The organism is Peribacillus sp. YIM B13482 (genome assembly GCF_042787975.1).
Lineage (GTDB): Bacteria > Bacillota > Bacilli > Bacillales > DSM-1321 > Peribacillus > Peribacillus simplex_A.
This window is the reverse complement of the sequence record NZ_JBHZPF010000032.1, coordinates 25,773-37,858: the sequence shown is the minus strand read 5'-3', so window position 1 is coordinate 37,858 and position 12,086 is coordinate 25,773. Positions and strand designations below refer to the sequence as shown.

Below are 12,086 nucleotides of genomic sequence, written 5' to 3'. Positions count from 1 at the left end.
AGAACGCGCTGGGCTTCTTTTGGGTTGCTAAAACGCAATTAGTAAACGATATTTATTTTATTGATTCTCTTAGTAAAAAATGAAAAGCCACCTAATTCGGCAGCTTTCAGAAATTACACTAATTCTTCAATTATTTCAGCACCATAAGAGTTGTCGATTATGCAGCGCCAGGTACCAATGGAATCCTTCCTAAATACATATGTCGCGGTTCTTTCCATAGAGAATTCGGAATCGTCTTTTTGATTGGCACTAAGCTGGGCTTTTGCCACAACCAATGCCGTATCACCCGTTTCGATTATTGCCATCTTTTCTTGTTTGACGATTAAACTATGATTAAAGTAATCAGCGATAGCAACGAATGCCCGACGTATTTCATCTTTCCCTTTTGCGAATGTTCCAGGTTTGACAACTAAAGTTGCATCCTCTGAATAGAAATCCATCAATTGATCGAAGTCCTCGTTATTTATTGCCCTATCTGCATTTTTTATAACTTGTTCCAGTTCGTGCTTTTCCATATTCACCCTCCAATTAAGCCTCTCGAAAATGAGGCCGGCTTTATACTAATGAATATTCGACTGCCTTGTTGAGGTATCCTGCTCATAAAGTGAATAAGAAAAGTATGCAAAGTAATAATCAGAGTAAGAATGAAATATAAAGGTCCCATCTCTTCTATGATCAAGATTCAACTCACGACAACCGCCATAATGACCATTATTCATTCCTCCTTCAAAAGAAAAAGTTATACGAGGTTCTCAAAATAAACTGTGTTGTGGCAATCCTCCTGTCAACCTACATGCAGTTAGGTAAAGAAGGGGTTGGTTCCATTCCCACGATTGCTGCCTCCAGTTTATTTAATCTTTAAAGCTTATCCATCCATTTTAATAAACTAGCGAATCTATCTTCATTATTTTCAAATGCAAATGGATCTCCGGCTACAATTCCACGGAAATTTACTGCTCTAGCCATATGTAATCATTGGGCAATATCCACTCCACCCACACGGTGTTTATCGAAAATTCTCTCTATTAGTTGGTTTTGTTTATCTTGCATTTTAAATTTCATATTGGGGTTCCGCTTAAGGTTTTGAGTTAGAGTGGTGTCTTAATATCTTACAGAGGAGCCCTATTTTTTCAAAGTTGCAAAATACCAAACCATAGGAATGCTAACGCATCCATTCATTCAATAAGGATTAATAATGGTTTAATAAGCTTTAAAATATTTGAAAGGATTGAATTAAACATTCTTCATTATCAACATTCTGTTTCTTTTCTTCAAAGGCTATATTAAGTTTACTATAAACACTTTTCCAAAATAGAATAGCAGGTTTGTTACTAATTAATTCAAGCACATAATATTTCCCCTTTTTTTGTTCAAACAATTCTTTTAACAAAGTTATTGTGATACCTTTTCTTCGATATTTCTTCAACATGAAAATATCATTAATACTGTAATCATAGTCTTTTTCTAAAAAAGGTCTTTCCAATAGTAATAAGAATCCAACAATTGTTGTATCCTTTTTTAGTAAATAAGGGGATAAACCTTCTCTCTCCCAAATTAAATCAAATGAATCAAATTCAAAGGAACCATTAGATGAAATCTCTAAACTGCCGGTATACTCTGAGAGGTCGTATAAATAAAGTGAATACAAGTTCTGTAAAATATGCTTTTTATCTTTAGAAATTGGAATTAATGATACAGTCATTGGTATACCTCTCTTACATATTTTTTCTAATTTAATAAATTCTACTTTTAAATAATTTGTCCTTCTTCCACCAAAACCAAAATCAAGCATTCATTTCGGTTTATCATTTTTATAAAAACTACAATGAGAGGTATATCATACATTACGATTTCTGCAATCAAAAAACTCAGGTTTTAGAATTCGGAACTTTTCACCTAAGAACTTTGTGGGATAAAAAACGCCATATACGCGAATATAAGACGTTTTTTATGCTGAGCAGGGGTAAAGGGTTTAGAATGTGTAATTCTAAACCCTTTTTCTATTCATATCATTCTTTAACACCGTTCACTTTATGTAATAAAATGAACGTCCGCAAGCTATAAACACACTTTCACGAATGTTAAACAAGACGATTTTGATAGATTTTTATCCGTTCGCAAAAGTGTACTTTTACGAACGGGCTATTGATTAAGTTTGATGCTTTCGGAAAAACCCAGTGGATGAAATAAGAGTTCAAAAAATTAAGGGCCTGCTTCCCTTTTGGGAAATGGCCTTTACAATAAGGAGATAGATGTTGTCTACCGACCTATTCTAACTTAAATTAAATGTTTGACTGTTTATCGTATACTTATTGATTTTTCCCAAACTTGGTTCATAGCCAATTCCGGGCAATTCTGGAACCGTGATCGTTCCGTTTTCTACGGTAACTTCAGGGTCAATAATATCTTCTGCCCAGTAGAGGGAGGAAGCTGCTGTATCTCCAGGAAGGGTAAAGTTTGGCAGGGAAGTAATTGCAATATTATGCGCTCTTCCAATGCCTGATTCCAGCATCCCCCCACACCATAGTGGAATTTCATGTTTAAGACATAAATCATGGATTTTCTTAGATTCAGTCAAGCCTCCGACGCGGCCAATCTTAATATTAATAATTTTACAGCTGCCTAATTTAATAGCTTTTCTAGCATCTTCTAATGAGTGAATGCTCTCATCCAGGCAAATAGGTGTTTTTAACCTTGACTGTAAATCTGCATGGTCAATGATATCGTTATAGGCAAGCGGCTGTTCAATCATCATTAAATTAAAATCATCCAAGGCGGATAACCGGTTTATATCTTGTAAGGTATAAGCTGAATTTGCATCTGCCATTAGAGGGATTTCTGGATATACTTTTCGGACCTTGTCTATTAATTCAACATCCCAGCCCGGTTTTATTTTAAGTTTAAACCGTTTATAGCCTACACCGAGACAAGCTTCAATCATATCTAGAGTCGAATCAATCGAGTCCTTAATTCCGATGCTTACCCCCACTTCAATTTTCTTTTTTGTTCCACCTAACACACTCGAGAGAGAAGCATTTTTCTTTTTCGCATACAAATCCCAAACAGCACCCTCTAAAGCGGCTTTTGCCATATAATTGCCGCGAATATGGGCGAAATATTTTTCAGAGATTTCATCAGGATGCTGGATTTCATTTTTTAGAATAATTGGAATTAGATAATCTTCGAGTATATGCCAGTTTGTTTTTAAGGTCTCTTCATTATACAGGGGGTCGAGCATCGCAACCGATTCAGCCCAACCGGAAATGCCATCATCGCTTTTTGCTTCTACAAGGATAAAATCCCTATCGTATTCCGTCCCAAAGCTAGTTGTAAAAGGTTCAAGCAAGTCTAGCTTAAGATGCCTTAAAATAACTTGTTTAATTTTCACTTGGAAATTCTCCTTTTGTGATAAACCTGTAAAAGACACAGTCTTACCAATTTTTTATTAAATAGGCTGACAGCAGCATAGGCTGACAGCAGCCTGAAATTACGGGCTCTTATTAAATCTACCTGCTTATTTCTTTGTTAGTACATAAAACTGAACTGGAATTTCTGTCGTTGAATTCTTTATAAAATCTGTTACCTGCCATCCTTGCTGAAATAAATCGGTAAAAACGTCCCTGGATTTCATTCGCCATTCATTGGCCGCTTGAATATTTGTGGTTCTTATTGTTCGGAAATCCTTTGGAATGGCCACATAAGCTGTATCACATTCTGGTTCAGGCAGCCCAAGAGTGAAAGAAGGAACAGGCATTCCCTTATCAATGGTATCCCATTGAATAAGCGAGTTCTCCATTACTAATACTAAGTCCAGCGCGATTCCGCTTCCTCTAGAATCCGTTATCTCCTTCTTGCCAATATGCCATTCGACAAGAAAGCGGTCAGAAGGAACTCCACTGTTTATTAGATCTTCCATTTCACCATAGCAGTTTGCGATAAATGTAGAACAGACCCCACCAAGCTTGCCTATATTTAAATACCCATTAATACTTTCTAACGGATCGTATGTCCAGGTAATAAGGGAATAGCCGAGCTTTATCGCTTCTTCACGTTGTGCTAGTTTTAGCTTCTCCCCTATTCCTTTGTTGCGAAATTGCTCATCTATGCCTAGAATATGTGAACAAAGATAGGCTGATTTACCATTGAAACCTGGAAAGCTGTATTGAAATCCAATCAGCTGATCCTTGCAATAAGCTCCTAAAACCAAACCACCGTTTTTCACTGCTGTTATGGTTTGGTGTGAGGGAATTGAATCAGCATCCCCCCAAATGTTACATTCTAGCTTTCTTACGTCCTCAAGTTCTTCAATTCGATGAAGGGGACGAATTATAATTTCCTGTGTTTTCGTCATGGTCAACCTCCTAAGAAAATCCCAAGCGCCTTGATTGCCCAAACAACCATAAGCTGGTCAGGGTAGTTGAACGGCTGATCGCTTGTCGGGCTAGGCACTTTACCCCTTATTTAAAATAAAATGTAGTACTTCCCTATCTTTTTGACAAAGAAATCATTCCCGATTACTGAAATCAGCTTCTTGCAATGGAATCATTTTTGTTCTCTTTACGATTTTATAGCCTAGAAAAGCCAGGAGAAATAAAGGAAGCCCTATATAAGAAATTAATATTCCATACCAGTCAATCTCAGAGCCGAAAAAAGCAGAATAATTTTGTCCCAGGATAGCCGTAACACATAAAATTGTGGCTAATATTGGACCGAATGGATACCATTTTGATACATAAGGCAAATCTTTCAAATCTCTTCCTTGTGCAATAAACGCTTTCCGGAATCGATAATGTGTAATCGAAATTCCTAACCAGGATATAAAGCCGGATAGTCCTGCAGCATTTAATAACCAAGTATAAATAGTGCCTTCACCGAAAAGAGAGGTTAGAAAAGCTGCCATCCCAACGATGGTAGAAAAATACACAGCGTTCACTGGAATCCCGCCTGCATTCACTTTTCTTAGAAACGAAGGGGCTTTTCCTTCTTTCGCCAGCACCCAAAGGACGCGAGAAGCTCCGTACATGGCGGAATTTCCAGCTGAAAGAACAGAAGTAAGAATTACCACATTCATAACGGAGGCAGCGATAGCAAGCCCTGCGTTTTGAAAAACTAGAGTGAAGGGACTTACCGCAATATCTTCAATATCCGAGCTTAACAAACGCGGATCGTTATAGCTGATTAGAAATCCAATCACAATGATCGCCAATACATAAAACAAGAGCAGTCTCCAGAAGATTTGCTTAATAGCCTTGGGAATATTTTTTCTCGGGTTTTCACTCTCCCCGGCTGCAATTCCTACTAACTCGGTGCCTTGAAAAGCAAATCCAACCACCATAAAGACACTTATTATGGATAAAAAGCCACCTTTAAACGGTGCTTCCTCTTTGGTGAAATTTTCAAAACCTACTGCATGACCGCCCATTATTCCAAAAATCATTAATAATCCTACTGCTATAAAAATGATAATCGTTAAAACTTTTATAATGGCAAACCAGAATTCTGATTCTCCATATCCTTTTACCGATAAGATATTCAGTCCAAATATGATTGCAAGAAATAATGCGCTCCAAATGATGCCCGGGACAGAAGGGAGCCAAAATTTCATGATCAGGGAGGAAGCTGCTAATTCCAGAGCGACTACAATTGCATTGTTATACCAATAGTTCCATCCGATCGCAAATCCCAAAGCCGGATCGACAAACCTTGATGTATATGTGCTAAAAGAGCCTGTAATAGGAATAAAGGCGGCCATTTCCGCTAAGCTTGTCATCAGAAAGAAAACCATGATCCCGGCAATAATATAGGCAGCTACAGCTCCTCCAGGACCCGCAGTATGAATGATGGAACCGCTTGCTAAAAATAGCCCTGTTCCAATGGTTCCGCCGATTGCAATCATGGAAAGATGCCTTGGTTTGAGTTTGCGCTCCAGTTGTTTTCCATCAGAAGCTGCTTGGACATCCGTTTGTGATGCGAGTGCGGTATTTTTCATGAAACACCTCTTCATTAAATTTTTATAGTGAAAACTTCTCTTCTTCCGCCGCCAGTATTACTGTGTTAATTATGCGCCATCATTGATCATTTAAAGAGCGCCTTCTCCTTTTTCTTCCGCAGGCTGAAATATAAATCGGAGAGTAAGTTTAGGCCGGATTCCGCTGAGGCAATGGCCAACGCTAAATATAAATATAAAACGATTGTGCTATGTGGATCGTGTCCACATGACTGATTGGCCGTTGCAACTCCATTTACTTCCTGAACAAGCGCATCCATTTCAGCCCTCTATGCCACAACCCTTTTTGAGAGGCCTGGGATCCAATAATTCTTGATGATGATCAATATATTGAATTGGGTTCATATTGATTTACCTCCTTTAAATGAATTTTAACTTTATTAAAAACTCATTCATTAAACACTTCATAACTTGAATATAGCCTTTCTAATTTTTGCTGATGGGTATGAATTCGTTTTGCGTCTTTTTCATGTATGCCTGCAATAACCAAGTCCAATAAGCTAATGACGGAAGCGATTGAATTGGTTCCGGTTTCTGCATTTTCTTCAGTTGTCAGTGCAATATCAGAGATACGACCAACAGGTGACAGGAGGCGGTCTGTAACTACAATTAAACAAACCCCTTGTTCTTTTGCGCACTCCGCAACTTTTACTATTTCATTCGCATATCTTGGAAAGGAAAAAACAATTAATACTGACTTGTTAGTGAGGTTACAGAACTTTTCATAGAAGTCACCTGTTGGCGAACATAAACTTACATTTTCCCTTAATGAACTTAGCGTATAGGAGAACCAATAGGCGGCGGCATGGGAAATCCGATGTCCTGCAATTAATATTTGGTCAGCCTGTATCAGGACATCGACTGCTTTCCATATATCCTGAACGTTCGTATGATCTAATAGATGTCTTAAAATATGAACTTCATTTTCTATCACTTTGGTAAATGGATCTTGATTGTCATCAATGCGGAGATTGGTATCCCTATTGGGTATATCTATTTGATTTTGGTGCAGTAGCTGTTTTTGAATTCTTGCCTGCATTTTACTAAACCCTTCAAATCCTAATGAATAGGAAAACCGAATGACCGTTGTTTCACTAACCTCCGCTTTTTGCCCAATTTGAAAAGCAGTTTTAAAGGCGGCTTCATCCAAATTTTCAATTAGGTAAGCGGCAACTTTTTTTTGACCTCCCGATAAATGGTGGAATTTTTCTTTCACTAATAATTTAAAAGATGGCTGTTCCATAGCATATCTCCTCTCTTGGTGAATTAAATACTTCTTTTTAAAAAAATGTTGAATCAAATACTTTATGTACACATTATCATAATAAAATTAGAAAAAGAAGTATTTTTTGATTTTTTAGATAATTATAAATATCAGATCTAAGCAGCAAATTTTTCATTCAGATAATATTTAAATTGGTCTACAAAAAATGACTATAAGAAGAAATTCCTTCTCATAGTCAAATAGAGATTAGGAGATCATTGAATATTTACTTTGATGGGATATGTGTCTTCTAATCGGCTAGGTGTAAAAAGCAAACTTAATAAAACTAAGGTAAAAGCCGTAATTTGCCTTCCTATACTGTAAAATTCTTTTAGAGTTTTAATCAGTGATTAATAAGTTTCAATCAAAAGTGATTCGTATTATTCTCCAATTACTTTATTTGTAAATTTAACAACTTCAATGTCATTTAACACCATTGGATATGTTAGAATATTCTGTATTGTAGTATTAACTTATTTAAGGGGGCAATTTTATGGAGAAATCATTTGAAGGAAACGCACTTTTACAAGTTTTAACAGAGGGAAAACAGCCTCCGAATTGTGATTTAACGTTACAGATTAAAGCAAATTATGCCCAGGAAGGAATTGCAAGGGGTGTATGGAAAGTGGATGAAAAATTTATAAACGGAAACGGTGTAGCAATGGGTGGATTTGTCACTTCTGCGGCAGATATTATAATGGCTTATGCTATTTCTTCTAAATTAAGTATCGGACAATCCTTCGCATCTATTGATTTACATACTACCTTTCATCGGCCAGTAAGATTAGGAGACGTACAGGTTGAAGCAAAAGTAGATCGAATCGGAAAAAAAACAGCTTATCTACTCGCTGATTTATTTCAAGATGATAAAAAAGTGGCAAGCGTTGTGTCATCAGTTATGATTCTTTAAACTGGCTAATAAAAGCATGTTGCACAAAAAGCCCTTTGTAACATGCTTCCCTTTTACTAATCTAAACTAGCATTAAAATCGGCTTACAAATTTCTGATAGGTATTTAGATGTTATGCTTATAGCCTTGGGGAAAAGGAATAATAGAAGGTCATAAAACAGTAAGATACGATGTAAACAAAATCATTTATAAAAACAAAATATAGTGTTTATAATTGCTTTTTTAAAAAATTCGGAGATTGAAATTAGTGTGGAAAGTAGGGCACTCGCCTTTCCCGAAAGAGTCCCACACCCGTTCCAATCAACTTGAAATGATTACGTTAGATCAACTGGTGCCTGAGAACCATTTGGTTCGTAAAATGGAGGCCGACATATATTTCTCTTTCATTTAATAATGGTGAAAGACATACAAAAGTACGGAAAGTAAAGATCATCAAAAAGTAGTGTCTCGTCACATTTGGCAAGAATACGTGGACGAACTAAAAGAAATTGCTTGTCTTAGAAAAGCATCTTTCGTAAAAATCCGCTGCAAGTTACCAGTCCCTTAAAGACCTCACTCTCAGTTTTCACCAAACTGCCCGACAGTTCCAAAGAGCCTTACTATCGCTAAAATCATCAGTATTCATTGAGTTTTTCAATATAGCCCAAAATTGGACAAATGGCTTGTCTGTTAACTAAGTTAAACAGATTTTGAGTAGAGTCTAAGCGATGAATATGGACAAAAAAGGCCCGACCTTCCTGCGAGAGAGAGAGGTCTGACCAGAGTAGAGTCAATTGAAATTCTTATTTGGTTAATAGCTTAACAAACCGGAGATTTTGTAATTCTTTCTATTCTTTCTCATTTTTCGCAATAGACCTATTAGTATCGGTAATAGGTTTCTAATGCCAGCCCCTCTCTACTTAATATTCTCAACATATTGATCTGATTCACCATAAGAATCTATTTGATTCTTATTTCCCCGATTTTTTATATAGTAGAGAAGATAGCATAAAGCAATGAATGGTATTCCACAATACAGGGCAATCCGTTGGCTCGGATCGAAAGCAAGACCTACAATAGAAGCGAAACATAAAACAAAAGCGGCTATGGGCACATAAGGGTAAAGTGGTGTACGAAATTTTAAATCTTTAATATCGCCACCCTTTTTAAGATAATGTTTACGGAACACATACTGTGATAATGCAATTCCCATCCATACTGCAACAACCGCAAATCCAGATATAGCCACAAGCACCATATAAACTGTATCCGGTGCAACTACACTAGAGAATAATGACAAGCAGGCTACTGCCATACTTACAATCAAAGCATTAAACGGAACTCCTTTTGACGTTACCCTTCCTAAGAAAGGATTTATCATCTTCTCGTTTGAAAGAGACCATAACATACGGGTAGATGCATAGAGACCGGAATTTGCTACTGACAGTAAAGCTGTAATAATAACAAAGTTCATGATATCAGCTGCATAAGGTATCCCTATGCTATCAAAAACCATAACGAACGGACTTTCAATCACCCCCGCTTCTTTCCAGGAGATTAATCCAGATAGCACAAATATGGCACCAACAAAGAAAAACATAGTTCGCCAAATTACATTTCTAATGGTTAGTGGAATGTCTTTTTCCGGGTTTTCACTTTCTCCAGCAGTAATGCCGATAAGCTCTGTTCCTGAAAAGGCGAAATTCACGGAAATCATGGTTATAAATATCGGAAGGAGTCCATTTGGAAAAAGGCCCCCTTCCCCGGTAAAATTAGAAAGCATCGGAGCAGCTGCACTCCCGTTCATAGGAATGAAGCCAAACATCGCTGCTCCACCTAATATGATAAAGAAAATAATAGTAATTACTTTAATGCCGGCAAACCAAAATTCAGTTTCCGCGAAAAATTTTACAGAAAAGGCGTTCAGCAGAAAAAGTATAATCGCGAAGAGTGCGCTCCACATCCAGACGGAAGTTTCAGGGAACCATCTCTTCATCAGTAGACCGGATGCAGTAAATTCCGAACCTACCGTAACTACCCATGTAAGCCAGTACAGCCAACCAATGGTAAATCCGGTAGCAGGACCCACAAACCTCGTAGCATATGTTTGAAACGAACCGGTTACCGGCATAGCTACAGTTAATTCGCCAAGGCATAGCATGACTAGATACATGATAAGCCCACCAACCAAATAAGCGAGAATCGTTCCTCCCGGTCCAGCTTGATTAATCGTATTACCTGTACTTAGAAAAAGACCCGTTCCAATTACCCCACCTAGCGAAATCATGAACAAGTGCCTGCTTTTCATTGAACGCTTCAACAGATTTTGATCGGTACTATTGGCGTCTAGCATCCAGTCTCCTCCTTTATATATATGATGCAGTACAATACGATTGACCTCGGGTCGATGCCTATAAAGCTATCAATATCACATGAACCTTTTCTATCATCTTTTGCTCGAAACTTTAAAACAAACCACTTTTATTTCAGTCATTTCTTGAAGTGCAAACTTTATTCCTTCACGGCCTAAACCAGAACCCTTCACTCCCCCAAAAGGCATAGCATCTATACGATAATCAGAGCTGTCATTTACCATAACCCCGCCTACATCCAATTCACGTATAGCTCCAAACGCCATATTTAAGTCACGAGTGAATATACCTGCTTGCAAGCCGAAATCCACATTGTTAGATTGGAAAATGGCGGTATCCAGATCGGGCACACTGTGAATGGTAACAACTGGTCCGAAAACTTCTTCAGTTGCCAGCTTACAATCTGCTGGAACATTCTCTAAAACAGTTGGATAGTAAAAAGAACCTTGACGTTTGCCGCCACACAGCAATTTTGCGCCTTTCCCAACAGCTTCATTAACCCAACTCTCAACTCGCTTTGCTTCTTTCTCTGAAATCATAGGCCCCATGTCGGTTTCCTCTGAGAGTTTATTGCCTACTCGATACTGTTGAGTACGGTTAACAAACTTTCCAACAAAGTCCCTATAAATATCTTCTTGAACATATAATCTTTGCACTCCCAGGCAATTTTGACCTGCTGCCCAAAAGGCGCCGGATACTGTCGATTCAACCGCTTCTTCTAAGTCAGCGTCTTCCAGAACGATAACCGGTGAGTTCGATCCCAGCTCCAAATTCATCTTTTTCAAACCTGCCTTTTGCATGATCGCTTGGCCAGTGGCGAGACCTCCTGTGAAAGAAATCATTCGTATGGCTGAATGAGTAATCAGACTCTCGCCCATATCACTCGGATACCCCGTAATGACGGACAATACTTTAGGCGGTAAACCTGCTTTTTCAAAGGCTTCTGCCAATAAAAGAGCACTTAAAGGTGTAGCGGGTGCCGGTTTTACGATGATGGCATTTCCAGAAGCAATAGCAGGTCCCACTTTATGGGCAACAAGATTTAATGGATCGTTGAAAGGCGTTATAGCTACAATAATCCCAACAGGGAAACGATAATAATAACCCATGCGATCTTCACTTCCCGGCATTTGGTCAAAGGAAATCGTTTCGCCATTAATTCGCCTTGCTTCTTCTGCGCTAATTCGAAGTGTTTCGATACAACGCACCACTTCTTTTCTCGCCTCTTTAATGGTCTTACTTCCCTCACGAGCGATGGTCATTGCATATTTTTCCTTATGCTCATAGATCCAATCGGCAGCACGATTTAGAATGGCGATTCTTTCATGTGTTGGCATGTCCGCGGCTATTTTCGCTCCTTTTTTTGCCTCTTCAATGGAATGAAGTACATCCTTCTCATTAGCAGCAGGAACGATTGCAATTAAACTATTATCCTGTGGATCGAGCACTTCAATTATTTTTTCGCCGGATACCCATTTTCCAGCAAGAAACATCTTATTTTTCCTTGTAAGCGCTTCAATAAGTGTCATCGATAATCACCCCGTATAAGTAATTT

At 38.0% G+C, this 12,086-nt stretch carries 9 protein-coding genes and 2 pseudogenes; 1 reads left to right on the top strand and 10 read right to left on the bottom strand.

What is annotated here, in order from left to right:
* Window positions 1-113 precede the first annotated feature (113 nt).
* The 8 genes and pseudogenes from ACFX4L_RS15745 to ACFX4L_RS15710 form a co-directional block, all read right to left on the bottom strand.
* Window positions 114-515, bottom strand: coding sequence for a YybH family protein (locus tag ACFX4L_RS15745; RefSeq protein ID WP_284471066.1), 402 nt, complete (start codon window positions 513-515; stop codon window positions 114-116).
* Between the two features lie 346 nt (window positions 516-861).
* Window positions 862-1,062, bottom strand: a pseudogene (locus tag ACFX4L_RS15740) (IS110 family RNA-guided transposase); the annotation flags it as partial.
* Between the two features lie 148 nt (window positions 1,063-1,210).
* A complete protein-coding gene (locus ACFX4L_RS15735; protein WP_284471067.1) occupies window positions 1,211-1,702 on the bottom strand; it encodes a GNAT family N-acetyltransferase in 492 nt (163 codons plus the stop codon).
* Window positions 1,703-2,272: 570 nt separating this feature from the next.
* The gene (gene menC / locus ACFX4L_RS15730; protein ID WP_284471068.1) at window positions 2,273-3,388 is read right to left on the bottom strand and encodes an o-succinylbenzoate synthase; all 1,116 of its coding nucleotides are present in this window, start codon (window positions 3,386-3,388) and stop codon (window positions 2,273-2,275) included.
* Between the two features lie 126 nt (window positions 3,389-3,514).
* Entirely contained in the window at window positions 3,515-4,351 is an 837-nt protein-coding gene (locus ACFX4L_RS15725; protein ID WP_377405610.1) for a GNAT family N-acetyltransferase, read from the bottom strand.
* A gap of 153 nt (window positions 4,352-4,504) precedes the next feature.
* The gene (locus tag ACFX4L_RS15720; protein WP_089363260.1) at window positions 4,505-5,989 is read right to left on the bottom strand and encodes an amino acid permease; all 1,485 of its coding nucleotides are present in this window, start codon (window positions 5,987-5,989) and stop codon (window positions 4,505-4,507) included.
* Between the two features lie 93 nt (window positions 5,990-6,082).
* Window positions 6,083-6,276, bottom strand: a pseudogene (locus ACFX4L_RS15715) (M20/M25/M40 family metallo-hydrolase); the annotation flags it as partial.
* 119 nt (window positions 6,277-6,395) lie between these two features.
* Window positions 6,396-7,250 (bottom strand): MurR/RpiR family transcriptional regulator, encoded by an 855-nt coding sequence (locus ACFX4L_RS15710; protein WP_061462761.1) that lies wholly within the window; start codon window positions 7,248-7,250, stop codon window positions 6,396-6,398.
* A gap of 514 nt (window positions 7,251-7,764) precedes the next feature.
* Here ACFX4L_RS15710 and ACFX4L_RS15705 point away from each other — a divergent pair.
* The gene (locus ACFX4L_RS15705; RefSeq protein WP_061462759.1) at window positions 7,765-8,181 is read left to right on the top strand and encodes a PaaI family thioesterase; all 417 of its coding nucleotides are present in this window, start codon (window positions 7,765-7,767) and stop codon (window positions 8,179-8,181) included.
* An 894-nt stretch (window positions 8,182-9,075) separates the two neighbouring features.
* Here the strand turns inward: ACFX4L_RS15705 and ACFX4L_RS15700 are convergent.
* Window positions 9,076-10,512: an amino acid permease gene (locus tag ACFX4L_RS15700; protein WP_377385058.1), complete on the bottom strand. Its 1,437-nt coding sequence runs from the start codon at window positions 10,510-10,512 to the stop codon at window positions 9,076-9,078.
* 93 nt (window positions 10,513-10,605) lie between these two features.
* Window positions 10,606-12,060: an aldehyde dehydrogenase family protein gene (locus ACFX4L_RS15695; protein ID WP_377385056.1), complete on the bottom strand. Its 1,455-nt coding sequence runs from the start codon at window positions 12,058-12,060 to the stop codon at window positions 10,606-10,608.
* Between the last annotated feature and the right edge of the window lie 26 nt (window positions 12,061-12,086).